This is a genomic window from Photobacterium iliopiscarium (assembly GCF_003026395.1).
In the GTDB taxonomy this organism is placed as follows: Bacteria; Pseudomonadota; Gammaproteobacteria; order Enterobacterales; family Vibrionaceae; genus Photobacterium; species Photobacterium iliopiscarium.
Window position 1 is genome coordinate 52,756 of sequence record NZ_PYOO01000009.1, and the last position, 24,191, is coordinate 76,946.

29 protein-coding genes are annotated in these 24,191 nt (G+C 42.4%); 12 read left to right on the top strand and 17 right to left on the bottom strand.

Annotated elements, in window-relative coordinates:
• Positions 1 to 96 precede the first annotated feature (96 nt).
• The 6 genes from recG to C9J51_RS13465 form a co-directional block, all read right to left on the bottom strand.
• Positions 97 to 2,178, bottom strand: a complete 2,082-nt coding sequence (gene recG, locus C9J51_RS13440; RefSeq protein WP_045039705.1) for an ATP-dependent DNA helicase RecG — start codon at positions 2,176 to 2,178, stop codon at positions 97 to 99.
• 2 nt (positions 2,179 to 2,180) lie between these two features.
• Entirely contained in the window at positions 2,181 to 2,909 is a 729-nt protein-coding gene (trmH, locus tag C9J51_RS13445) for a tRNA (guanosine(18)-2'-O)-methyltransferase TrmH (protein ID WP_045035893.1), read from the bottom strand.
• Between the two features lie 115 nt (positions 2,910 to 3,024).
• Positions 3,025 to 5,127, bottom strand: a complete 2,103-nt coding sequence (spoT, locus tag C9J51_RS13450; protein WP_045035894.1) for a bifunctional GTP diphosphokinase/guanosine-3',5'-bis pyrophosphate 3'-pyrophosphohydrolase — start codon at positions 5,125 to 5,127, stop codon at positions 3,025 to 3,027.
• A 15-nt stretch (positions 5,128 to 5,142) separates the two neighbouring features.
• The gene (gene rpoZ, locus C9J51_RS13455; protein WP_045035895.1) at positions 5,143 to 5,421 is read right to left on the bottom strand and encodes a DNA-directed RNA polymerase subunit omega; all 279 of its coding nucleotides are present in this window, start codon (positions 5,419 to 5,421) and stop codon (positions 5,143 to 5,145) included.
• 51 nt (positions 5,422 to 5,472) lie between these two features.
• Positions 5,473 to 6,099 carry a guanylate kinase gene (gene gmk, locus C9J51_RS13460; protein WP_045035896.1) on the bottom strand — a complete coding sequence of 209 codons (627 nt, stop codon included), beginning with the start codon at positions 6,097 to 6,099 and terminating at the stop codon, positions 5,473 to 5,475.
• 211 nt (positions 6,100 to 6,310) lie between these two features.
• Complete coding sequence (locus C9J51_RS13465; protein WP_045035897.1) at positions 6,311 to 7,174, bottom strand: YicC/YloC family endoribonuclease; 864 nt, start codon at positions 7,172 to 7,174, stop codon at positions 6,311 to 6,313.
• A 258-nt stretch (positions 7,175 to 7,432) separates the two neighbouring features.
• On the opposite strand from C9J51_RS13465, the gene rph reads away from it, so the two are divergent.
• Positions 7,433 to 8,149, top strand: coding sequence for a ribonuclease PH (gene rph, locus C9J51_RS13470; RefSeq protein WP_045035991.1), 717 nt, complete (start codon positions 7,433 to 7,435; stop codon positions 8,147 to 8,149).
• A gap of 163 nt (positions 8,150 to 8,312) precedes the next feature.
• Positions 8,313 to 8,954, top strand: coding sequence for an orotate phosphoribosyltransferase (pyrE, locus tag C9J51_RS13475; protein WP_045035898.1), 642 nt, complete (start codon positions 8,313 to 8,315; stop codon positions 8,952 to 8,954).
• A gap of 94 nt (positions 8,955 to 9,048) precedes the next feature.
• On the opposite strand, the gene slmA is transcribed toward pyrE, so the two are convergent.
• The 3 genes from slmA to coaBC form a co-directional block, all read right to left on the bottom strand.
• Positions 9,049 to 9,639, bottom strand: a complete 591-nt coding sequence (gene slmA, locus C9J51_RS13480) for a nucleoid occlusion factor SlmA (protein ID WP_045035899.1) — start codon at positions 9,637 to 9,639, stop codon at positions 9,049 to 9,051.
• A 233-nt stretch (positions 9,640 to 9,872) separates the two neighbouring features.
• Positions 9,873 to 10,331 carry a dUTP diphosphatase gene (gene dut / locus C9J51_RS13485; RefSeq protein WP_045035900.1) on the bottom strand — a complete coding sequence of 153 codons (459 nt, stop codon included), beginning with the start codon at positions 10,329 to 10,331 and terminating at the stop codon, positions 9,873 to 9,875.
• Between the two features lie 9 nt (positions 10,332 to 10,340).
• The gene (gene coaBC / locus C9J51_RS13490) at positions 10,341 to 11,555 is read right to left on the bottom strand and encodes a bifunctional phosphopantothenoylcysteine decarboxylase/phosphopantothenate--cysteine ligase CoaBC (protein WP_045039706.1); all 1,215 of its coding nucleotides are present in this window, start codon (positions 11,553 to 11,555) and stop codon (positions 10,341 to 10,343) included.
• Positions 11,556 to 11,794: 239 nt separating this feature from the next.
• Between coaBC and radC the strand changes: the two genes are divergently transcribed.
• The 6 genes from radC to C9J51_RS13520 all read left to right on the top strand — a co-directional run bounded on the left by radC (position 11,795) and on the right by C9J51_RS13520 (position 15,784).
• A complete protein-coding gene (gene radC, locus C9J51_RS13495; protein ID WP_045035902.1) occupies positions 11,795 to 12,469 on the top strand; it encodes a RadC family protein in 675 nt (224 codons plus the stop codon).
• Positions 12,470 to 12,640: 171 nt separating this feature from the next.
• Entirely contained in the window at positions 12,641 to 12,877 is a 237-nt protein-coding gene (gene rpmB / locus C9J51_RS13500) for a 50S ribosomal protein L28 (RefSeq protein ID WP_045039707.1), read from the top strand.
• A 13-nt stretch (positions 12,878 to 12,890) separates the two neighbouring features.
• Entirely contained in the window at positions 12,891 to 13,058 is a 168-nt protein-coding gene (gene rpmG, locus C9J51_RS13505) for a 50S ribosomal protein L33 (RefSeq protein WP_005371942.1), read from the top strand.
• A 262-nt stretch (positions 13,059 to 13,320) separates the two neighbouring features.
• Entirely contained in the window at positions 13,321 to 13,815 is a 495-nt protein-coding gene (locus tag C9J51_RS13510) for a hypothetical protein (protein WP_045039708.1), read from the top strand.
• Between the two features lie 22 nt (positions 13,816 to 13,837).
• A complete protein-coding gene (mutM, locus tag C9J51_RS13515) occupies positions 13,838 to 14,647 on the top strand; it encodes a bifunctional DNA-formamidopyrimidine glycosylase/DNA-(apurinic or apyrimidinic site) lyase (RefSeq protein ID WP_045039709.1) in 810 nt (269 codons plus the stop codon).
• A 132-nt stretch (positions 14,648 to 14,779) separates the two neighbouring features.
• Positions 14,780 to 15,784 carry an NAD-dependent epimerase gene (locus C9J51_RS13520; RefSeq protein ID WP_107275214.1) on the top strand — a complete coding sequence of 335 codons (1,005 nt, stop codon included), beginning with the start codon at positions 14,780 to 14,782 and terminating at the stop codon, positions 15,782 to 15,784.
• 32 nt (positions 15,785 to 15,816) lie between these two features.
• On the opposite strand, the gene C9J51_RS13525 is transcribed toward C9J51_RS13520, so the two are convergent.
• Genes C9J51_RS13525 through C9J51_RS13535 form a run of 3 tightly spaced genes read right to left on the bottom strand, consistent with a single transcriptional unit; the run spans position 15,817 to position 18,210 of the window.
• A complete protein-coding gene (locus C9J51_RS13525) occupies positions 15,817 to 16,620 on the bottom strand; it encodes a glycosyltransferase (protein ID WP_045039710.1) in 804 nt (267 codons plus the stop codon).
• Positions 16,621 to 16,638: 18 nt separating this feature from the next.
• The gene (coaD, locus tag C9J51_RS13530) at positions 16,639 to 17,127 is read right to left on the bottom strand and encodes a pantetheine-phosphate adenylyltransferase (protein WP_045039711.1); all 489 of its coding nucleotides are present in this window, start codon (positions 17,125 to 17,127) and stop codon (positions 16,639 to 16,641) included.
• 9 nt (positions 17,128 to 17,136) lie between these two features.
• Positions 17,137 to 18,210 (bottom strand): glycosyltransferase family 9 protein, encoded by a 1,074-nt coding sequence (locus C9J51_RS13535; protein WP_045039712.1) that lies wholly within the window; start codon positions 18,208 to 18,210, stop codon positions 17,137 to 17,139.
• A gap of 89 nt (positions 18,211 to 18,299) precedes the next feature.
• On the opposite strand from C9J51_RS13535, the gene C9J51_RS13540 reads away from it, so the two are divergent.
• Complete coding sequence (locus C9J51_RS13540) at positions 18,300 to 19,028, top strand: 3-deoxy-D-manno-octulosonic acid kinase (RefSeq protein WP_045039750.1); 729 nt, start codon at positions 18,300 to 18,302, stop codon at positions 19,026 to 19,028.
• A 13-nt stretch (positions 19,029 to 19,041) separates the two neighbouring features.
• On the opposite strand, the gene waaA is transcribed toward C9J51_RS13540, so the two are convergent.
• Positions 19,042 to 20,322, bottom strand: a complete 1,281-nt coding sequence (gene waaA, locus C9J51_RS13545; protein ID WP_107275215.1) for a lipid IV(A) 3-deoxy-D-manno-octulosonic acid transferase — start codon at positions 20,320 to 20,322, stop codon at positions 19,042 to 19,044.
• Positions 20,323 to 20,443: 121 nt separating this feature from the next.
• On the opposite strand from waaA, the gene C9J51_RS13550 reads away from it, so the two are divergent.
• Positions 20,444 to 21,508 carry a CDP-glycerol--glycerophosphate glycerophosphotransferase gene (locus C9J51_RS13550; RefSeq protein ID WP_045039713.1) on the top strand — a complete coding sequence of 355 codons (1,065 nt, stop codon included), beginning with the start codon at positions 20,444 to 20,446 and terminating at the stop codon, positions 21,506 to 21,508.
• A 68-nt stretch (positions 21,509 to 21,576) separates the two neighbouring features.
• On the top strand, positions 21,577 to 22,347 hold the full coding sequence (locus C9J51_RS13555; protein WP_045039714.1) for a glycosyltransferase family 2 protein: 771 nt from the start codon (positions 21,577 to 21,579) through the stop codon (positions 22,345 to 22,347).
• Positions 22,348 to 22,400: 53 nt separating this feature from the next.
• On the opposite strand, the gene C9J51_RS19770 is transcribed toward C9J51_RS13555, so the two are convergent.
• Both C9J51_RS19770 and C9J51_RS13565 read right to left on the bottom strand, forming a co-directional pair.
• Positions 22,401 to 22,784, bottom strand: a complete 384-nt coding sequence (locus tag C9J51_RS19770; RefSeq protein WP_082301458.1) for a WavE lipopolysaccharide synthesis family protein — start codon at positions 22,782 to 22,784, stop codon at positions 22,401 to 22,403.
• A gap of 21 nt (positions 22,785 to 22,805) precedes the next feature.
• A complete protein-coding gene (locus C9J51_RS13565; RefSeq protein ID WP_052667890.1) occupies positions 22,806 to 23,300 on the bottom strand; it encodes a hypothetical protein in 495 nt (164 codons plus the stop codon).
• 36 nt (positions 23,301 to 23,336) lie between these two features.
• Here C9J51_RS13565 and C9J51_RS19525 point away from each other — a divergent pair, with 36 nt between their 5' ends.
• Positions 23,337 to 23,486, top strand: a complete 150-nt coding sequence (locus C9J51_RS19525; protein WP_164838148.1) for a hypothetical protein — start codon at positions 23,337 to 23,339, stop codon at positions 23,484 to 23,486.
• A gap of 32 nt (positions 23,487 to 23,518) precedes the next feature.
• Here the strand turns inward: C9J51_RS19525 and C9J51_RS13570 are convergent, their stop codons facing one another.
• Positions 23,519 to 23,818, bottom strand: coding sequence for a hypothetical protein (locus C9J51_RS13570; RefSeq protein WP_052667892.1), 300 nt, complete (start codon positions 23,816 to 23,818; stop codon positions 23,519 to 23,521).
• Positions 23,809 to 24,189 carry an HAD family hydrolase gene (locus C9J51_RS13575; protein ID WP_045039715.1) on the bottom strand — a complete coding sequence of 127 codons (381 nt, stop codon included), beginning with the start codon at positions 24,187 to 24,189 and terminating at the stop codon, positions 23,809 to 23,811. The genes C9J51_RS13570 and C9J51_RS13575 overlap by 10 nt, the downstream gene beginning before the upstream one ends.
• Positions 24,190 to 24,191: the final 2 nt, after the last annotated feature.

The following is a 24,191-nucleotide window of genomic DNA, read 5'->3' on the forward strand; positions in this document are numbered from 1 at the left end:
TCGCTTTTAATCATTGCGGTCGGTAGGTCTAAATATAAAGAGGAAATTAATCACGGTTAATGACTTTGGGTTGTTATAACCGTGATGAAAGAAGCGTTAAGCGTTAGAGTAATTTTCTCGTTGACCAATCCAACGATCGATAATTGCAATCGCATTATCAGGATATTGGTCGTGAATATGACGGGCTAATTTTTGGACTTGGGGAATTAAGTATTGATCACGAATCAAATCAGCCACTTTAAAATCAGCAATGCCAGTTTGTTTCGTTCCCAGTAATTCACCGGGGCCACGAATTTCAAGATCGCGCTCTGCGATCACAAAGCCATCGCTGCTTTCACGTAATACCGCTAATCGTTTTTGTGCGGTTTTGGTTAGTGGCGCATGGTAAAGCAACACACAATGACTGGCGATTTCACCTCGACCGACTCGACCTCGTAGTTGGTGTAATTGGGCTAATCCAAGCCGTTCTGGATTTTCAATCACCATTAAGCTGGCATTGGGAACATCAACCCCGACTTCAATTACTGTTGTTGCGACCAGCAAATCAATTTCACCCGCTTTGAAGCTTGCCATAATGGCTTGTTTCTCTTTGGGTTTCATTCGACCGTGGACTAAGCCAACCTTAAGTTCTGGCAGTAACCGCGTTAATTCATCGGCAGTATCGGATGCTGCTTGTGCTTCAAGTACCTCCGATTCATCAATTAAAGTACATACCCAATAGGTTTGGCGACCTTCTTGTTGGCATGCGGCGCGAATACGTTCAATAATTTGCGGACGGCGACTATCCGGTAGCGCTACCGTTTGAATTGGGGTTCGACCTGGCGGTAATTCGTCAATCACAGAGGTATCCATGTCGGCATAAGCAGTCATGGCTAAGGTGCGGGGGATCGGCGTTGCTGTCATCACTAATTGATGTGGATAACATCCATTCGTTGCGCCTTTTTCGCGGAGATCAAGCCGTTGATGGACACCAAAACGGTGTTGTTCATCGATAATAATCAGGGCAAGGTTATTAAATACCACTTGGTCTTGAAATAAAGCATGGGTTCCCACCACCATTTTGGCGTCACCATTAGCGATACGTACTAATTCTTTTTCACGCGCTTTGCCTTTAAGTTTACCCGCCATCCAACCAACGCCAATGCCCATTGGATTCAACCACTGGCTAAAGTTGGCAACATGTTGTTCTGCCAATAATTCCGTTGGTGCCATTAATGCAACTTGATAACCATGTTCAATCGCACGTAAAGCGGCAAGGGCTGCGACCAAGGTTTTACCCGAGCCTACATCCCCTTGCACTAAGCGCATCATTGGTTGTGATTTAGCAAGGTCCGCTTCAATATCGGCCACTACTCGTTGCTGTGCGCCTGTTGGGGTAAACGGTAAGCTCGCTAATAGTTGTTGCTTGAGAGTATCTTGGGGAGCAAATGACCAGCTTTGATGTTGTTGACCTTTACTGCGTAGCGCTAGCATTGATAAGTTTTGGGCTAACAATTCTTCTAAAATTAGTCGTTTTTGAGCTGGATGTTTACCTGCATCAAGTTGTTCTAATGAAATGTCAGCGGTAGGACGATGCATCAATTGTAGCGCTTGTGCCAGCGTCATTTGTTGGTCGTATAGCCCTGCGGGAAGTAACTCTGTCACGGCTGATTTTTCAAGCAAAGCTAAGGCTTGGTCGGTTAAATTACGTAATGTGGTTTGACGTAAACCATCCGTGGTTGGGTATACCGGCGTGAGGGTTTCTTCGACACTGAGTTCTGTTGGCTCTGAAAAAAGGCGGTAATCAGGATGAATGATTTCAAGCCCAAACTGGCTGCCTTTGATTTCACCATAGGCTTTAACTTGTTTGCCTTGGCTAAAGCTGTTTTTCATTGCGGCATTAAAATTAAAAAACTTTAATGTCACCGAGCCCGTGGTGTCGCCAATTTTTACGGTCAGCATTTTGCGTTTGCCAAATTGAATGCTGCAATGGCTGACTTCACCTTGAACCGTTAGAAATTGCCCAGGTGCAACGCGATTAATTGGCCAAATACGGGTGCGATCCTCATAACGTAATGGTAAGTGAAATAGCACATCTTGGACGTTATTAAGCCCAATTTTATGCAGCTTTTCTGCCATTTTTGCGCCGACACCCGCCAGTTCGGTGAGGGCGATAGTATTGAGGAGTTGTCCGCTCATGGTTAGTCCTTTTTCATTGCGCTAGTTGCGACTGTGCGTTTGATTTTCTTCGCTTGCATTGCCGCCCACCATTGTTCATCGGCAACAATTTGGCCTTGATCGTCTAATTGTGGATACGGTAGATTTTTCTGTTTGGCAACATTGGCTAATACTGGATGACCACGTTCAAATAAAATGCGGTTAACCACACTGTCATCAAGCAAGGTGGTGGTGCGATCATACATGCCTGCATTTTGGCGTTGGCGTTGTGCTTCATAGAGAATTAAGGCACTGGCAACTGATACGTTGAGTGACTGTACCATGCCAACCATTGGAATAATGATGTCTTGGTCTGCCAGTGCTAATGCTTCAGCCGTGATCCCATTTTTTTCGCCACCGAGAATAATCGCCGTCGGTTTAGTGTAATCAACATCACGAAAATCAACCGCAGTGGTCGATAAATTAGTGGCGAGTATCTGCATACCTTGGGATTTTAGTGCGCTAATAGCATTGACCATGGTGTCGTGAGTTTCAAGTTCAACCCAATTACGGGCTCCCGCTGAGGTATGACTTAATACTTTCATCGCTTCTTTTGGCCACACGGCATGGACTTTGTGAACCCCAACAGCATCGGCGGTACGAATAATCGCTGAGACATTATTAGGTTTATGTACTTCTTCCATACATACGGTGAGATCAGGTTGGCGAGTGGCTAAGACTTGATGGATACGTTGAAAGCGATCAGGGGTCATATTGTTATGCTATTTGCGAAAATAAGAATAACGTTATAATAATATGGATTGAAAGCCAAATACACAAAACGCCCGTAAGTGGGCGTTTTATTAAGATCATTAACCGCAGATGAGGTTAATTTTTTTGGCGAGCGACTCGCACTACATCTGGCATTATACGAATACGACGCATAATATTCGCCAAGTGCACGCGACTCTTGGTGGTTAGACGTACCGTTATTGTATACAAACGGCCATCTTTTTCTTCGGTCGATAAACCTTGGATATTAGAGCCAGTTGCAGCAATAGTATTGGTTAAACCGGCTAAAGCACCTTGATGATTTTGCATATCGACTTTGAGGTTAGTGATAAACTCTTGCTCAAAATCTTCGCTCCATTCAACCGCCATGTACTTATCGGGTTCTTTACGGTAACCCCGAATATTGGCACATTCTTCACGGTGAATCACTAAACCTTTGCCTGGGCTCACATGGGCAATAATGGGATCACCATGAATTGGGTGGCAGCAATTAGCAAAGGTCAACAAAATACCGTCAGCCCCTTGAATTGCTAATCGACGATCGCTGCTTTTCGCTGTTAGTTCGTCGGCGTTACCCAATAATCGGCGCGCAATCACCACACTCATCAGTTCACCTAAACCAATTTCAGTCAGTAAATCATCAATTGTTTCGAGTTTAAGATCGCTTAATACTTTAGTGATGTTTTCTGGCGCGATAGTCTGCATACCCACACCACCTAAGGCATGATTGAGTAAACGACGGCCGAGAGTTATTGATTCATCACGACGCATGGTTTTTAAAACTTGACGAATTTTAGTGCGCGCACGTGAAGTGACCACATAGTTAAGCCATGCGGCATTAGGTCGAGCACCAGGAGCGCTGATAATGTCGATGGTTTGGCCATTTTTAAGTGGTTTACTTAATGGGTAAGGCTGGCGATCAACACGAGAGCCGACGCAGGTATTACCAATATCAGTATGTACAGCGTAGGCAAAATCAACTGCGGTTGCATCAACAGGTAATTCAACAATACGGCCTTTAGGGGTGAAAACGTAAATTTCATCAGGGAAAAGATCAGATTTTACGTTTTCGATAAACTCAAATGAGCTTCCCGCACTTTGCTGTAACTCAAGCAGGCTTTGCATCCAACGTTGGGCTTTAATTTGGGCGGTAGTACCTGGGGTTTCACCGTCTTTGTAAGTCCAATGAGCTGCAACACCTTTATCTGCCATTTGATCCATGTCTTCAGTACGAATCTGAACTTCAACAGGTACCCCATGCGGGCCGACCAGTGAAGTATGCAGTGACTGATAGCCATTAGCTTTGGGAATGGCGATATAATCTTTCACACGGCTTGGGCGTGGTTTGTACAGGTTATGTACTTGACCCAAAACGCGGTAGCAAGTATCTAGATCGTTGACTAATACCCGGAAAGCGTAGATGTCCATGATCGAATGAAAGCGCTGTTCTTTATTCTTCATCTTGTTATAGATGGAGTATAGATTCTTTTCGCGACCAGAGACGACAGCATTTATTCCCGCATCATTAAGGCGACCTTCAATTTCTGCGTGAATTTTAGTAATGATTTCTTTTCGATTGCCACGTGCTGCTGCAACGACTTGTTTTAGAACGCGGTAGCGGTTGGGATATAACGCTTCAAAACCAAGCTCTTCAAGTTCAGATTTGATGTTATGGATACCAAGGCGGTGGGCAAGCGGAGAATATATTTCAAGGGTTTCGCGAGCAATGCGGCGGCGTTTATCAGGACGTAAAGCCCCTAACGTGCGCATATTATGCGTACGATCGGCAAGTTTGATCAGAATTACTCGAATGTCATGTGCCATGGCCATGATCATTTTACGGAAATTCTCAGCTTGTGCTTCTTTGCGATCGCGGAATTTTAGTTTATCGAGCTTAGATACGCCATCAACCAATTCGGCAACGGTATCGCCAAAACGGCAGGCTAAATCCTCTTTAGTGACCTCGGTATCTTCAATCACATCATGCAGCAAGGCTGCCATCAGTGCTTCAATATCAAGACGCATTTCTGCCAGAATACGGGCAACCGCAACTGGATGGATTATATAAGGCTCGCCTGTTGAACGAGTTTGGCCTTCATGGGCGTCGCGAGCAACAAGATAAGCCTGCCGAAGCACCTCAAGTTGAGGCTTCGACAGGTACTTGGTTGCGACTTCTTTCAGGCTATCAAAAAGATACAATGCCTGGTTTCCTGATTAACGGTGATGGTCGCCAGCAATAGCACTTACCGCAGCTAATTCAGCTGCTTCTTGCTCTTGCAGTTCCTGACGCTCGCGAGCATCAAGGATATCTTTAGTAATTAGGCCTTCTTCGATTTCACGAAGTGCAATTACTGTGTATTTGTCATTTTCTTCAGGAACCAATGGTTCCTTACCACCAGTTTGCAGTTGACGTGCTCGGCGAGCAGCAATTTGAATCAGATCGAAACGATTGCCAATTTTATCAACAGCGTCTTGAACAGTTACGCGTGCCATGGAGGGCTCCAGTGGTTATTAAATTAGGGATAGAAAATTGTACAAAATAACTTACTGATCTGCTAGTAGCGCAGTCAACATGCTTCTATATTTAGCAGTTTGCTTGTCTTGCTTCAATCGTTCTGCACGAATAATTGCTTTAAAGTCAATTAACGCGACATCGAAATCATCATTAACAATCACATAATCGTATTCGTTATAGTGTGATATCTCTGAACGTGCTTCTTCCATACGACGGGCAATAACGGCTTCGCTGTCTTGACCACGGGTATTAAGTCGACGTTCCAATTCCTCTTTTGACGGAGGTAGAATAAACAAGCTTTTGGCGATAGGCATTAGTTTACGGATTTGACGCGCACCTTGCCAATCGATATCTAAAAAGACATCAATGCCTTTATTCAATTGCTGCTCAATCCATGGACGAGAAGTACCATAGTAATTGCTAAATACTTCGGCATGCTCAAGGAATGCACCTTGTTCTACCAAGTCAGTAAATTCTTCTACGCTAACGAAATTGTAATGAACGCCGTTTTCCTCGCCCGGGCGCATGCCTCGAGTCGTATGGGACACGGATACTTTCATGTCATAGGTCGGATTAGTTTCAAGAAGTGCATTAATCAAACTTGATTTACCAGCACCACTTGGGGCCGACACGATGTATAGAGTACCTTTGCTCATTGCCTATTTTCACTCAGTGATAGAAGGGCGCGAAGATTATCACGATCTGCGCATAATTGAAATTAGCTGATTGCTTAAAAATTCATCTTTTTATTATGTCAACCTAATTAAAGCCTAGCTGGCTTTGATGAGGTTTTACAATAAGACGACATTTTTAAACCACTTTCTAAGCGGATATAGTATCCGCTTAGAAAGCGTGAATCAGGGGTGTTTACTCAATGTTCTGTATTTGCTCACGCATTTGTTCGATTAATACTTTCAGTTCAACCGCAGATGCTGTGACGTCAGTATTGATTGATTTTGATGCCAATGTGTTTGATTCACGGTTAAATTCTTGCATCATGAAATCAAGACGACGACCACATGCGCCACCTTTAGCTAGAATTTTATTGGTTTCTTTTACGTGTGAATCAAGGCGATCAAGCTCTTCGGCAACATCACTTTTTTGCGCCAGCATGATCAGTTCTTGTTCAATTCGGTTACTATCAAGATCGACTTTTGCTTCATCAAGACGCGACATAATACGTTCACGTTGCCAAATCATAATTTGTGGCATTAACGTACGTACTTTAATTGCTTCTGTTGAGATTGCCGCTAAACGATGGTCGATTAACTGCTTCATGTTATCGCCTTCGCTTGCGCGTGCAGCAATAAAATCATCCATTGCGAGCTCAAAGCCCGTTAATAGATCTGTATTAATGACATCTAAATCTTGTTCTGGGGCTTCCATCACTCCCGGCCAGTTAAGCACCTGAAATGGACCAATATTACCTTCACCAGCCGTTTCTTTTACCCAACGTGCCGCATTAATCACTTGTTTTGCTAATGCTTCATTGATAGTCAATTCAGTATTAGCTGCAATATTAGCTTCGTAGCGAAGATTACATTCGACTTTACCGCGTGCTAAACGTTTACGAAAACGTTCACGCAATACAGGCTCAAGGCTACGGAATTGTTCTGGCATGCGAATGTAAGTTTCAAGGTAACGTTGGTTTACTGAGCGGATCTCCCACACAGCAGTGCCCCAGTCGCCTTTTATTTCGCGACGGGCATAGGCAGTCATACTATGGATCATTGGCTTGTGGCCCTATTGGTTATGATGGTTGCGGCGGCTAAACTTAACGTATTTAACGGTAAGTTAGGTCTTTTAAGAACAATCGATATGTGTCGTAACCTAGTTTTATCATTATATGCGAAATCGCCGCTTGCGGGCTACTGTTGTGAATATAAAACAAGGGATAATCTATCGTTGGCGCTGTGGTTTTCTCGTGCACTGGCATTGAGATGTCGTTATAATCGCCGGTTAATATCATCCAGCCAAAGGGAAATCCCGATGCGTCCAAGCGGAAGAAGTGCTACTCAGGTACGTCCAATTACTATTACTCGTAACTACACAGCCCATGCTGAGGGTTCAGTATTGGTTGAATTTGGCAACACTAAAGTAATCTGTACTGCAAGTGTTGAAGAAAATGTGCCGCGTTGGCTTAAAGGTAAAGGCCAAGGTTGGGTGACCGCAGAATATGGTATGTTGCCACGTGCAACGCATACTCGTAACCGTCGTGAAGCTGCTAGTGGTAAGCAAGGTGGTCGCACTATGGAAATTCAACGTCTGATTGCGCGTAGCTTACGTGCCGCGGTTGATTTAAAAGTCCTTGGCGAGCAGATGATCACGGTTGACTGTGATGTAATTCAAGCTGATGGCGGTACGCGTACGGCGTCTATTACCGGTGCGATGGTTGCTTTAGTGGATGCGATTAATTTTATGCTTGAAAAAGGCATGATTAAGAAAAGCCCACTAAAAGGAATGGTTGCTGCTGTTTCGGTTGGTATCTATAAAGGTGAGCCAATTTGCGATCTTGAGTACCTTGAAGATTCTGCCGCTGAAACTGACATGAATGTGGTCATGACAGAAGACGGTAAGATGATTGAGATTCAAGGGACCGCCGAAGGTGAGGCATTCAGTCATGAAGAGTTGTTGGCAATGCTGGCACTGGCCAAAGACGGTATAACCGATATTATATCGATGCAGAAACAAGTCTTAGAAAATTAATGATTAAGCGGTTCCTATTGGAGCCGCTTTTTTTTATCTAAATTTTATTGGCTATAGGAATAGTCGTAATTTTTAGCCGCAACAGTTTTACATGCTTAGCCGTAATGTAAAGGTTGCTTCCATTTCAATATTGTAAAACACGAAAGTCGTTTAAGGAGCCACAATGAAAGCATATCAGCGTCAGTTCATCGAATTTGCCCTAGAGAAAGGTGTATTAAAGTTTGGTGAGTTCACTCTGAAATCCGGTCGTAAGAGTCCGTATTTCTTTAATGCGGGATTGTTTAACACTGGTCGTGATCTTGCGCGTCTAGGTCGCTTTTATGCTGCGGCATTGGTTGACGCTAAGCTTGAATTTGATGTGCTGTTTGGCCCTGCATATAAAGGGATCCCCATTGCAACGACGACGGCTGTAGCATTAGCGGATCACCATGATATTGATACGCCATACTGTTTTAACCGTAAAGAAGCAAAAAATCACGGTGAAGGTGGCAATCTTGTTGGGAGTGATCTTGTGGGGCGCATTATGTTAGTTGATGATGTGATCACCGCAGGCACAGCTATTCGTGAATCAATGGAAATCATTAAAGCGAACGGTGCTGATTTAGCGGGTGTATTAGTCGCTATTGATCGCCAAGAAAAAGGCCAAAGCGAATTATCTGCGATTCAAGAAGTTGAACGTGACTTTGGTTGTGCGGTAATTTCGATTGTATCGCTAGGGGATGTCGTTACCTACTTAAGCGAACAAGCGGATATGGAACAACATTTAGCTTCTGTCACCGCATACCGTGCTCAATACGGCGTGTAATTGCGGTTTAATCCGTAAGCGGTAATAAAAAAGCGAGGGTCAATGGACGCTCGCTTTTTTTATGGTGCTTTTATAGTGGGTTTTGTTGGTGTGGTTAACCTAACTGACCGCTAAGCAGTTGCCAGTAATCATCAAAGTTTTCGGTTGGCTTATATTTAAAGCTAGAACGAACATAACGGCTAAGGCTACCTTCAACTTGACCGAGTAACTGAGCCGCTAAGATTGATTCCTCAACAGGAAAACCTTTGCCTTCACGTAACTTACGCTCTTTCAGTATTTGACGTAATTGTGATTCAATTCGTTCAAATAATTGATTAATGCGAGACTGTAAGCGATCTTGTTCAAACATTAATGCGTGACCGGTCATGATACGACTTAGACCTGGATTACGCTCACCAAACATTAAGATCAGTTGTAGCACCATACGCAGACGAGTAAGGGTATCTTTTTCGTCATCAAGAATGCGGTTAATACGGGTGATAATTGAATCTTCGATAAATTCAATCAGGCCTTCAAACATCCGTGCTTTACTTGGGAAGTGACGATAGAGTGCAGCTTCCGAGACCCCAACATTAGCCGCCAGCATTTTGGTGGTAATACGTTGGCTTCCTTGATTAGATTCCAACATATGAGCAAGACACTGAAGTATCTCTTCGCGGCGATTGCTTTTTTTGGTGCCAGCCATGAATTATCGTTCCTTTGCAAAATGAGACTGTCCATGGACAGCATGAACCTCGCCTATCTTAGCGATGCCGTTGCATCGTGAAAAGCGATCGATGGTAAATGTATGCACTTTATCAGCAAAAAAAGCGCAACCATCAATAGTCGCGCTTTGTGCTTGATCGTTATCGGTTATTTTATCAGCAAAACCATTTTGTGCATTAGAAGCATCAGTGGTGTCGATTGATTGCGATCAATCTATTTACGACCTGAGTGACCGAAACCACCTTCACCACGATGACTGGCATCATCAAAATCCGTTACGATATTAAATTGTGCTTGTACTACAGGTAGGAATACCAATTGTGCAATGCGATCACCGGGCTCAATAGTAAAGGTGGTATCACCACGGTTCCAAACTGACACCATTAACTGACCTTGGTAATCTGAATCAATAAGTCCAACGAGGTTACCTAAGACGATGCCATGCTTATGGCCCAAACCTGAGCGCGGTAAAATCGTTGCGGCTAGATTAGGATTGCCAATATGAATCGCTAAACCGGTCGATACTAAATGCGTTTCCCCCGGTGCAACGGTTAATGCTTGATCAAGACATGCACGTAAATCAAGCCCAGCAGAGCCAGTGGTTGCATACGCGGGTAATGGAAACTCTGTTCCAACGCGAGGGTCAAGAATTTTAAGATCGATAGTATTCATAATAATGCTCTAGTGCGTGACATGTTGATAAAGGTTAACAATTTCGGTAACTAATTGCTGGCCAAGATCGGCTTTAGTGGCTAATGGTAATGTTTTATCGCCGTTAGGCCAGTATAAATGCAAGGCGTTATTATCGCTATTGAAGCCTTGTCCTTGGACGGATACATCGTTAGCACAAATAAGGTCGAGGTTTTTCTTTGTTAGTTTACCTCGAGCATAATGTTCTACATTCTGGGTTTCAGCGGCAAAGCCAACAGTAAAAGGACGATTTTTAGTGAGGGCAGCAATACTGGCAACGATGTCAGGGTTTTTCACCAACTGAATCATCATTTCGTCATTGCCATCTTGTTTTTTCATCTTTTGTGGCGCGACATGGGCGGGACGGAAATCAGCGACGGCGGCACAAGCAATAAAAATATTATTATTAATGGCATGCTCTAATGCGGCTTGGTGCATCTCTGTTGCACTGTTGATATTAATTCGAGTGACCCCAGCTGGGGTTGCAAGATTAACTGGTCCACTGATTAAGGTGACATTTGCCCCACGTTTAGCGGCGGCGGCGGCAATCGCAAAGCCCATCTTGCCTGAACTGTAATTACTTAAGTAACGTACTGGATCAATCGCCTCACGGGTCGGCCCTGCGGTGATAACAATATTTAGTTCATTAAGATCGGGTTGTTGAAAAAAATCTTCACAATGATGCACCAGTTGCATTGGTTCTAACATTCGACCTGGACCCACATCGCCACAGGCTTGTTCACCGCTGGCAGGTCCCCATAAGGTAAACCCACGACGGTGTAGGGTAGCAAGGTTTTCTTGAGTGGCAACATTGCGGTACATCTGCTGGTTCATGGCTGGCGCGACGGCAATGGGGGCGTCAGTGGCTAGACACAATGTTGAGAGTAAGTCATTGCCCATACCTGCACTGATTCGAGCAATTAAATCTGCGGTTGCGGGGGCTAACAAAACTAAGTCAGCCCATTTGGCTAATTCGATATGACCCATTGATGATTCAGCGGATGGGTCCAATAAACTACTTGATACTGGATTACCCGACACAGCTTGCATGGTTAAGGGAGTAATGAATTCTTGTGCCGCTTTAGTCATGACGACGTGAACTTGTGCGCCGCGTTCAATTAGACGACGAGTGAGTTCTGCACATTTATAGGCAGCGATACCGCCGCTAATGCCGAGAAGGATCTTTTTTCCTGCCAGTGTTTGCATGGTTTTGCCTGTGTCTAGAAGCCAATAAATTTTGCAGATACGATAGCATCAAACGTATAAACGGTCATTGACTGCAATTCACCGATTTCTTATTTAGAAGTGATCATGTCGAGGTTCTGTTGCTGTAAGGCAGATCGTTCGTCATTAACTTTGGAGGCGCTTTCAAGGAACGTTGGTTGCTGGGTTGTATAAAAGCGATAGCCTGTTTTGCTAGTGAAATATCAATACAAGGAGGGAATATGTCGCTTAAGCAATTGCCGTTAGCCTCGCGACCACGAGAAAAATTATTATCTCATGGTACTAATGCGCTAACTGATGCCGAATTATTAGCTATTTTTTTACGTACCGGAATAAAAGGCATGAATGCGTTAGAACTGGCGACGTATTTATTGCAAGAATTTGGCTCTTTACGCGCTTTGCTTGCAGCGGATAAAGAGACTTTTTGTCAGGTGAAAGGCTTGGGTCCAGCAAAATTTGCACTTTTGCAGGCAGTTTTAGCCATGGGAGAGCGATATTTAGAAGAAATTTTAAAAAAAGATAACGTGCTCACAAACCCACAAAATACCCGTCAATATTTAGTAAGAAAATTGCGCCATAAACAGCGGGAAGCCTTTTATATCCTATTCCTAGACAACCAACACCGAGTGATTACCGGAGAGGTATTATTTGAAGGAACGCTCGATTGTGCGAGCGTTTATCCTCGTGAAGTTGTAAAAAGATCACTAGAACTTAATGCAGCAGCGTTAATTTTAGCGCATAATCACCCATCAGGCGTTGCTGAACCTAGTCAGGCTGACCATCGAATAACCCGCAAGATCAGCGATTCGCTGGCTTTAGTCGATATTCGTGTTCTGGATCATTTTGTTGTCGGTGAGGGGGATGTTATTTCCTTTGCCGAGCGCGGTTGGCTATAAAATAGACAATTTTCGGTAAAAAAAGTGAGAAAGGATCTGCTCGGGACTTGAGCAACTGGTTTTGACTTAGTATAATGCGCGACCTTTGATAGCTGTGGTTATATGTAAAATTGAATTTTACATTAAATTTCCATGGTAGATATCGAGCGAAACGATTTGGAGAAGACAGTAATGTCCCGAGTATGCCAAGTAACTGGTAAGCGTCCTGTAACGGGTAACAACCGTTCACACGCACGTAATGCCACCAAGCGTCGTTTTCTGCCGAACCTGCAAACTCATCGTTTCTGGGTAGAAAGCGAAAAACGCTTCGTTAAACTACGTCTTACTGCTAAAGGTATGCGTATCATTGATAAGAAAGGTATTGATACCGTTCTTGCAGAGATGCGTGTCCGCGGCGAGAACGTTTAGAGGAATTTGAACAATGGCTAAAGGCATTCGTGAGAAGATCCGTCTAGTATCATCAGCTGGTACAGGCCACTTCTACACTACCGACAAAAACAAGCGCAACATGCCAGGCAAATTTGAGATCAAGAAATTTGATCCAGTAGTTCGCCAGCACGTGCTTTACAAAGAAGCTAAAATCAAGTAATTGATTTTAAATTTTTTGATAAAAACCCAGCCTAGCTGGGTTTTTTTATATTTAAAATTCCACATACTCTTCCTGCTTTCCTGCTTTCCTGCTTTCCTGCTTTCCTGCTTTCCTGCTTTCCTGCTTTCCTGCTTTCCTGCTTTCCTGCTTTTTTTCTATTTTTAATTACCGACATTCAATAAGAACATAATTGGCTGTTGTTATTGATGATGGCAATGTTATCTTAATCACTATCAGTAAATACGCATAGGAGCGTCTGAGCATGCGATTAACGCGACGCGGATGGAATAACGTCATCATTATCGGTGTTTTGGCTTTTATCGCTGTCATACAGCTTCCAGGGCTTATTCGTGCTCGCCTAACAACGCCTGTAGCGTCAGTCCCATCGCCAGCGGTGATTCCATTATTTGCTCAGGATCGAATGATTCAACGATTATTGTTACCTAAAATGGCTTTTCAACATTTAGTGGCGGGTTGGGAAAGTAATCCTTCGATAACATTGGATATCGCCACTGTTGTTGCTCGTTGGCAAGCGTTAGTGGGGACAGAGGTGAGCAAACAACAGTTAGTTTCATTAAAAAGTCAGTTGAAAACCCCTCGTACAGTTGAAGCATGGTTGGTTGGTTATTCTCAACCGCAACGGATCACTGCCTATCAATTACCCCATTTTTGGCTATTTAATAATGGCGCAGGGCAATGGCTTGCTGTAACTGTTGATGCTGATTTTTTATTTCCGCCATTATCTTCAAAACTATAATAATTATTGGAGCAAGATAACAATGCCTGAATTACCGGAAGTTGAAGTGACTCGCATGGGGATCACCCCGCATGTTGTTGGGCAAACAGTAACTAAAATTATTATTCGCAATTCAAGGTTACGCTGGCCAATTCCTGATGCGATTAAAAATATTGAAGGCCAAGTGATTCGCAAGGTTACGCGCCGAGCAAAATATTTATTATTAGAAACCGATATTGGATATGCGATTGTCCATCTTGGTATGTCGGGAAATTTACGTATTTTGCCCGCAGGCTCAGTGGTAGAAAAGCATGATCATGTTGATGTGGTATTAGCCAGTGGTGAAATACTGCGTTATAACGATCCTCGACGCTTTGGGGCGTGGTTATGGCAACTGGCAGGGGAACGCCATGCTGTGCTTGATAAAATGGGCCCAGAGCCTTTGAGTGATGATTTTAACGTGGATTATCTTGTTGCGAAGGCAAAAGGAAAGCGCAAAGCGATTAAATTACTGATTATGGATAACCATATCGTGGTTGGGGTGGGTAATATCTATGCCAATGAATCGCTATTTGCCGCGAGGATTGACCCACAATGTCCTGCGGGAAAAGTCTCAATCGCACAATTGCAGTTATTAGTCTCTGAAATAAAAACCGTATTAGAAAAAGCGATCGCTCAAGGTGGTACGACCTTAAAAGATTTTAAAAATGCTGACGGTAAGCCTGGGTATTTTGCACAAGAGTTGCAAGTTTATGGCAAAGGGGGTCAACCGTGCCCCCGTTGTGGTGAAATTTTAACGGATATTAAGCTGGGTCAACGAGCGACTGTCTTTTGCAGTGAATGCCAATCTTGAGTTAATTGTCTATTCGTTTTTCGTTAACGGTGGGTTCATTTTTATTGAGTAAAAAAAAACGGAAATATTGATATTATTGAATGGTGATTTATAAAACAAATAGCATGTTAATAATATATTAAGGGCTAGGAAATGAAGTATTTAGTGACGGGTGTTGCTGGTTTTATTGGTAGTGCTGTGACCGAGCGCTTATGTCAACAAGGCCATCAAGTGGTTGGTATCGATAATCTTAATGATTATTATGACGTGGCACTTAAACATGCACGTTTAGCCCGTATTGATCACCCAAACTTTACGTTTATTAAAATGGACCTTGCTGATCGAGAAGCGATCGCTAATTTATTTGCTGAACAGCAGTTTAATCGCGTTATCCATTTAGCGGGTCAAGCGGGTGTTCGTTATTCAATAGATAATCCAATGGCTTATGGTGATAGTAACTTAATTGGCTATTTGACTATCCTTGAAGGCTGTCGTCATAATAAAGTTGAACACTTGGTTTATGCTTCATCAAGCTCAGTGTATGGCTTAAATCAAAAAATGCCGTTTGATACCGCAGACAGTGTTGACCATCCAGTATCATTGTATGCAGCAGCGAAAAAAGCCAATGAACTGATGGCACACAGTTACTCTCATCTCTATGGTGTTCCAACTACAGGTCTACGTTTCTTTACGGTATATGGTCCGTGGGGCCGCCCTGATATGGCATTGTTTAAATTCACTAATGCGATCATGGAAGGTAAAGAAATTGATATTTACAACAATGGCGATATGAGCCGTGATTTTACTTATATCGATGATATTGTTGAAGGTGTGATGCGAATTCAGGATGTGATTCCACAGCCTAATCCTGAGTGGACAGTAGAAACTGGCTCGCCAGCAACTAGCTCTGCACCGTATCGTATTTATAATATTGGACATGGTAGCCCGGTTAAATTAATGGACTATGTTGAAGCACTTGAAACATCACTTGGGGTTGAAGCGAAGAAAAACTTTATGCCAATGCAACCTGGCGATGTTTATATGACATATGCAGATACTGACGATTTGTTCGCGGTAACGGGTTATAAGCCTGCGGTTGAAGTTAAACAAGGCGTACAAGCTTTTGTTGAGTGGTATCGCGAGTATTATCAGCTATAGTCGGGAAATTAAGCCTCGAGAGGCTTAATTTATTATGCTTTATTGATACCATTAGCACAGGCAATAATATTATTTTCTTTCTTTTTTAAAAATAAGTTACGGCCATTTTGATTAGGTGGCTGAGTTTTATGGTTGAGGTGGTATTGACGACAACGACCTAGATAACCGCGCGGTGTTAATCCAATTTGCTCTATACGCCACAATAAATCGGTATCTTCATAGCCCCAGCCCTCAAAGTCTTCATCAAAACCATTGATTTTTAGTAAGGACTCTCTACTCATTGCTAGATTAGAACCAAATCGAGTTAAATTCGGCTTTAATTTTTTCACAATGGATAGTGACCAATCAGGAAAATAAATGGCTTGTTCTGGCTTTGACACATTACCGCGTATTGATTGTAATAAAAGGTAGCATGTGTTTTTTAGCTGAGTGGCAGGTAAAGTTCCATTTCTAATATCTTGAGACAGCTTTTCTTTTAAGTAAACGCGTATTCCGACGGTGTAATGGTTCAGAGAGGCGAGATGGTGGTGATCCGCAATAAAATTTATGGCTGGGATACAATCGCTATCAGTGAATATGATGTAGTCTGCGGTGCTGGATGCGAGTGCTTTATTGAGAATAGCTGCGCGTCTAAACCCTTTATCCTCATGCCATATATGACGAATAGAGAAAGGAGCATGCTTAAATTCAGTTAATAAGTTGGCAAGCTCATCCGTTGAACCATCATCTGCAATACAGAGGCTGAAATTATCATCTGTTTGGTTCTTAAATCCTTCAAGAACTAGTTTCAGATCTTCCACATTGTTGTATGCACTCATAATAACTTCGATATTCATAAAGTTAAAATCCTTGAATTATTTTTCACTAAAGAGCTTCTGTTTAAGAACTTTGACTACATGTTGTGGTACAAACTGACTAACATCGCCTTTATGTAAAGCCACTTCTTTAACGATGGTTGAAGAAATAAATGAATTTTTTTCGGCTGGTGTTAAAAATACCGTTTCAAGCTCAGGCATTAAACGACGATTCATATTGGCGAGTTGAAATTCATATTCAAAATCAGACACTGCACGTAACCCACGCACTAAAATATTAGCATGATGCTCTTTGGCAAAATTAACTAATAATCCTGAAAAGCCAACAATCTCAACATTAGGCAAATGTGCTGTAATTTGCTGAGCCAGTTCAACCCGTTCTTCTAAAGTGAATAACGGTTTTTTGCTGGGATTAAATGCCACGCCAACAATCACGTGATCAAACATCGCAGCTGCGCGCTCGATGAGATCAATATGACCGTTAGTGATTGGATCAAAAGTACCGGGGTAGATAACACGTGTTGTCATAATGGTTACTTATTTCGTCTGTGAATGTAATGTTTCAGTGGTCGGTAGTGATGCAATAATAGCATCCAGTTTCTCTGTTACCATCGCAACACTAATTTGCGGCATGATATCACTACCTTTGACGCGTGCTCCCCATGGTAACTCGCCTAATGGTTTGCCGTAATGTTGTTCAGCGACTTGCTGGTAAACACTGACCGTATATGGCAATGATAAATACGGCCCAGTACGGGCTGGATTACTATGACCATAGAGGCCAATGACGGGTGTGTTTTGGGTGGTTGCTAAATGAGCTGGACCTGAATCTGGTGCTAACACCACGGTTGCTGCTCGCAATAATGCCGTAAGTTGTAATAGGGTTGTTTTGCCAATTAAATTGATAATTGGTGCATTACTGAGGCTAATAATGTGTTGGCCTAATTGTTGCTCACGGTCACTGGGTGAGCCACATAAAATCACAGCTAAACCCTTAGTTGTCGCATAATCAGCGATGGCCGCATAACGATCAGGAAGCCAATTTCGTTCATCTTTACTGGCGGCGGGTGAGATCACTAATGTTGGCTGGTGGATATATTGTTCAGCAACACTGTTATCTTCAGTTGTCAGCGGAATATTCCATTCTGGGGTGGTAAAAGGAACCCCAATGTAACGCGCAAAATCCGCCATGTTATCGAGCACATGGACACTGTTAGTATTAGGTAAGTGTTTATTAGTAAACAGCCATTGACCTTCTTTGGTGCGGTTTTTACTAAACCCAACGCGATACTTAGCTTTAATCCCTAAAGATAGTACACTGGCACGTAAGGCGACTTGCATGTCCAATAGCGCATCAAAACGCTGTGATTTGAGTTGTTGCCAAACCTGTTTAATGCCCTGCCAACCGGCTTTTTTATCAAAACTGATCACCGTAATATTGGGTAATGCATTGACTAATTGTGCTTCAACTTTACCGACAACCCACGTGATTTCAGTGGTTGGCCATTGGCGTTGGATAGCTTGGACGATAGCAATCGCATGGCAAACGTCACCAATAGCCGACAAGCGTAAGATACAAATTGAACGTGGTGGCGTTGAGAACAGAGCCATGGGGTTACCTTATTAAAAGTGGTTAGTGAATTATGCCGCTAGCCATTGAAATTGTAAAATATTCAACAATAAATGCGAGAGAGGCTGTAGTGCAGGAAATTATCAGTAACAACCAGGCCATTTGGTTTGATAGCGATTATCTAAGTGCAGATCCGCATGGTTGCTTTGATATTGAGTATTGGCGTCAGCGTGATGCAGTTATTGGCTCTGCCAAAGGGCGTGGTACAACATGGTTTGTTGCCGATGAAAAATTGGAAATGGCATTGCGTCATTATCATCGTGGTGGGCTGTTTGCTAAAGTGAATAATGATCGTTATTGGTTTACCGATTGGAATACAACCCGCAGTGGGGCTGAATTAGCATTGTTAAAATTATTACGTGACGGTGGGGTAAATGTACCTCGACCTATTGCCGCGCGTGCCGTTAAAAAAGGCATGGCCTATAAAGCGGATATTTTGGTTGAGAAAATTGCCAATAGCCATGATTTAGTCGCACTGCTACAAAGCCAGACATTAGTCGCGACAGTGTGGCGTGATATTGGTGAAATGATCGGTAAGATGCATGATTTGCAAGTGTGTCACACGGATTTAAATGCCCATAATATTTTATTAGATGATGGTCAGCAGCCGTGGCTGATTGATTTTGATAAGTGTGATTGCCGTGAGGGCGATGATTGGAAAGTGGATAATTTGGCACGTTTAAAGCGTTCTTTTCTCAAAGAGGTCGATAAACGTGCGATTAAGTGGTGCGAAGATGATTGGAACGCTTTGTGTGATGGTTATGCGCCCAAAAGTCAGCTTCGCATTACTATTGGTTAATGATAAGTAGTGATTAATTATTCGCTAAGTAAAAATGAATATTGGCGATGGTTTTATTCACTGCGCCTTGGTTTTCAATCACAATCCTTTGTCCTTGTGCACCCATGTGTTGTTGACGCTCGGGATCATTAAATAATGTCACCAGTTGCTGTGCGAGCTGGTGGCTATTTTGACAGATTTCAATCGCTCCTGCGGCTAATAGTTGTTGAGTGATATCTTCAAAGTTATAAAAACTAGGGCCTGTAATTGCGGGTTTTGCAACCGCGGCTGGCTCTAATAGGTTATGCCCACCGACCTTTTCTCCGACTAAACTTCCCCCCATAAACGTCACATCAGCTGTCGCTAGCATGACTAACATTTCCCCCATTGTATCTGCGAGATATAACTGAGTGTTCGCTTTAATTGGGGTGGTGTCTGTACGGCGGTGAACCGTTAATCCTCGTTCTATTGCCAGTTTGGCAACACTATCAAATCGTTGCGGATGGCGAGGCACAATAATGACCATCGCATCTGGATACTGTTGTAGCACGGCTTGATAAGCATCGAGTACTTGCTCATCTTCCCCTTGATGGGTACTCGCCGCCACGAAAATTGGCCGTTGAACGCCTAGTTGCTGGCGCAGATTCTGAGCGTGCTCAAAAACGGTATTTGCAATGGTGATGTCGTATTTGATTGAGCCAGTAACCGCGATTTGATGTTGTTGTGCGCCAATGGCGATAAAGCGCTGGGCGTCATCATCATGCAAGCATAAGATTTTATCTATTTTATTGAGCAATTGATGAGTAAAGAAACTAAACGATTGATAGCGTTTGGCAGAGCGCTCTGATAAGCGCGCATTAACAATAATCGTCGGGATTTTTTGTTGATGAACACACGTTAAGGTATTGAGCCATAATTCTTTTTCAACGATAAGAAATAGTTTGGGTTTGATCGCTTTTAAAAACCCGCGAACACACCAAGCAAAATCAATCGGCATATAACGATGCTCAACTAATTCGCCTAATTTAGCTACTTGTTCAGCGCCAGTGCTAGTGGTGGTCGTTACCACAATGGCTTGTTCCGGATAGGCTTGTTTGAGTGCTTTGATGACAGGCACAATCGCGATAGCTTCACCAACAGAAGCTGCATGGATCCAAATAGGTGCAGTTGTCGTGGTGAGGCGAGGAGTAAAACCAAAATGCTCTTTCCAACGCGCACCAAAATGGGGTTTGCCTGGTTTGGTTCGATAAAGTCCCCATAATAATAGAGGAGCAGCTAAAGCTAATAGTAGGGTATAAAAAACGCGAACTAGCATGGTGGCTCTACCTTAAAAAATGATTTTATATTATAACCAGCAATCAAAAATCTAACAGCTTGGTGATTCAAACAATAATTCAGGTAGAATGTTTTTATCTTTATAGACAAAGAGTATAACGATGACTCATTCACCTCAGCGGTACTTAATGTATATCGCTCAAAATTATTCATTTGCTATTTTACGACCTTTACAACAAGCAATCTTGAAGCAAGGTGGGCAAGTGTGTTGGTTTTTTGAGGGGGATGATGTTGATGATCGTTTCTTACATGATGACGAACAACGGTTAACCTCTGTTACTGATGTTAAAAATTGGCAGCCAGATGCCGTTTTTGTGCCTGGAAATGTTGTTCCGCGTTGTATCCCCGGGATTAAAGTGGGTGTGTTTCATGGTTTTAATGCTGGAAAGTTAAATCGTCGTGGTAGAGAAGATCATTTTGAAATTCGTGGCTGTTTTGACTTATATTGTACTCAAGGGCCAGATACAACAGCACGGTTTACGCAATTGGCTCAGCAATATGGTTTCTTTAAAGTAAAACAAACCGGTTGGCCGATGCTCGACCCGTTATTTACTGAGCCTGAATCAAACCCATATTGTGCGATAGATGATCCTCGTCCAACGGTACTGATGTGCTCAACATTTTCCCGTAATTTAACGTGCGCACCACATTTATATGAGACAGTTAAGGCATTAGTTGCTACGGGGAAGTGGCGTTGGTTAGTGCAGTTTCATCCGAAAATGGCGGCTGAAACCGTGGCACAATATAAAGCATTACAAGGGCCAAATTTGACGTTTGTGGAAACAGATAATGTGATCCCTGTTTTGCAGGCGGCAGATGTGATGTTATGTGATACCTCATCGATTTTGTTAATGTTTTTATTACAAGGTAAGCCTGTTGTTACCTTTAACAATCAACATCCATTACCCCATTTATTGAATGTTACGGTTACGGATGAAGTGGAATGTGCGCTCAGTGAAGCATTGACCTATCCTGCGGATTTAATGGCTAATATCAAACACTATTGTCAACAAATCCATCCTTATCAAGATGGGTGTTCAAGTGAGCGGGTCTTAGCGGCGACGAATGCACTGCTTGATGATGGATTACTCGAACTTAAATCCAAACCAGTTAATATCGTACGTGAGTTTAAAATGCGGAAGAAGCTTGGTTATTGGGGACTATAAAATGGCATCATATCGACAGCGTTATCAATATATGTTGAATCTGAACACAGAAAATAAGGAGTTAGTTGATGGCAAATAAGCATTCTTTATCCGTTATATTAATCACAAAGAATGAAGCGGATCGTGTTGAACTATGTTTGCAATCTATTGTTGATATAGCAGATGAAATTATTGTATTAGACAGTGGTTCAACCGATGAAACCGTTGCAATTTGTCAGCGCTATACCGATAACGTCACCGTAACTGATTGGCCTGGGTTTGGTAAGCAAAAACAACGAGCATTAGATAAAGCCAGTGGTGATTGGGTATTGTCCATTGACGCTGATGAAGCACTCGATGAACAAATGCAACAAGCTTTAGTGTCATTGTTAGCTCAAGATACAATCACTGCCACCGCATACCGCTTACCGTGGGGTGTGACGCTGTATGGTAAGACCTTGAAACATGGACGTAGTGCTCGTTCAGTCTTACGCTTATTTAAGAGAGATGGTGCTCATTATACATTAGATGAAGTACATGAAACGGTAATACCAAGTGCAGGTTCTACGGAAGTTCTGAGTGGATTGTTATTACATTACACTCACCGTGATTACGGGCATGGTTTAGACAAAGCCGCCCAATATGCATGGTTAGGTTCAAAGAAATATCATCGTAAAGGTAAAAAATCTCACGGACTGGTTTTGGCATTATTACGCGCTATTTGGACGTTTATTTTAATTTATATTATTCGTCGTGGTTTTCTTGATGGCAGCGTTGGCTTCATTGTTGCGATGACTTATGCGCAGGTGAGTTTTAATAAATATGTTGGCTTATGGTTACTTGAGCAAGAGCATAGTTAATTAACTGCGGTTTAGTATTAACAAGGAGAGCAGATACTCTCCTTGTTATAGGTTCAAAAAGGTGATCGGTTTTTAAGTTTAAAAACTAATTTACTCAAGGGTAACTTGAATAGACGTCTCAATTCGAGCTGGCGCTGATCTTTATCGATGTTAATCGCGACCGTGTTATCACAATATTTTTTATACAGTTTTAGCCAATCAATATGACTATATTCATTAGCGCGTTTGACTTTTCGCTGTGAAATTTTTCTTAATCCTAATCCCATTGTTTGCGGATCGGCAATAATAATATTACTAAAGCAAAAATCGTCATGTAAAACAGTTGCATGAGTGATTGCTTTTGGTAAATATTGTTGACTTAAAGTGAGTAATTGCTCAAATGACGCGGAAAATTGATCGTTATAGTGCCATTGTTGTTGGAAATCAAGACCGTGAATTAAACAATATTCAGTTAAACGTTAGGTGGTTTTATCTTCAAATAACGCGCTCAAGCTTGAACCCTGAGTGGCATTATCAGGGGCAGAATGCTGCTGGCAACTATTAATAAAATCAAAACAACTATTGAGGATCTGCTGCCATACTAATTGCGGTAATTTAGAAAAAACAAATAACTCATTCAGTGCGGTGTAGTGCAAGTATTCTAGTTGATAGGATACGCGATCTGCTTGCTGTTCAAAGCTTAAAAATTGAGGTAGAAAAATACGTAATGGTGCTGGAATATGATTAAACCAAAGTGCTTCAGCCAGTATTTTTTGTTTTTTAGTGCTAGATTTTGTTATCCATTTTTCATTTATTTCTAATTGATTAAATGCACGTTGGGTGGTGAATTTAGCTTTTGAACGGTAATAGGTATTTAAATGACCAAAATCAAGCCAATCAGTAACGGGTATGGCAGTTAGGCTACACTTTTGATGATAGAAATTTAAGCTTTCAATGAAATCCCAATGTGCCATCGTCAATGATTTGAGCAGTTGTTGAGGGTGACGAAAATGAAAGTAACCGCAGACCGCGTGTGTTTGATTGAGTTGTTCGCGGTTGGTGACGGTATTAAGCCATTGCGAGTTATCATTAGAAATTACCGCCCAATCATAACTGTTTTCGACGGGGGCAATGGTAATGATATTTTTATCTGTCGGTAAATTTGGCAGTAATGTATCACCAAATGAAATACTTAGTGATTGATCGGTGTGTAATCAGCCAGCGTGAGCGCTGACACTAATAACGCACCTAAAGATAAACCATCCGGAATATATAACAGTGTGACATGGTGCTTTGTTAGCCATTGTAAATCATGTAATTCAGGGGTGAAACTTTCTGGGACACTTAAGTAAATATGCTTATCTGTTGGCGCGCTTTTTACTTGATGTTGAAATAGGCGTCGGTTACCAAGTGGTAAAAATGAAGGGGGTAAGGTACCAAATTCTGATTCTAATTCTTGGCTAATATAAGCAGCCGACATAATTAGAAACATATTTTTTCCTTATCGAGCAGCGCATTAATTTCATCAAGCGATAATGAAGTAAATTCAGAGGGACGAATGGCTTTATCATCAATGTAAAACCCGTCATGTCCACACCAAGGCTTACCCACTAAAATTTCGTCATAGGGAACATGATGTTTACTCAACCAAGCAGTAATAATGGGTAACGTATGGATATTAATTTGACCCACATTACCGTTGTAAGTTCGCATATTACGGGCGGTGCTGATGGTAATAGTAAAACCTTGACGATGATAATGCTGTAATTGCACAATAACCTCTAGATTAGGGGCAACATTTTCATAATCATTAGTATTGGCTAAAGTGATCGTGCCATCGAGATCAACAATCAGTTTTTTTATTA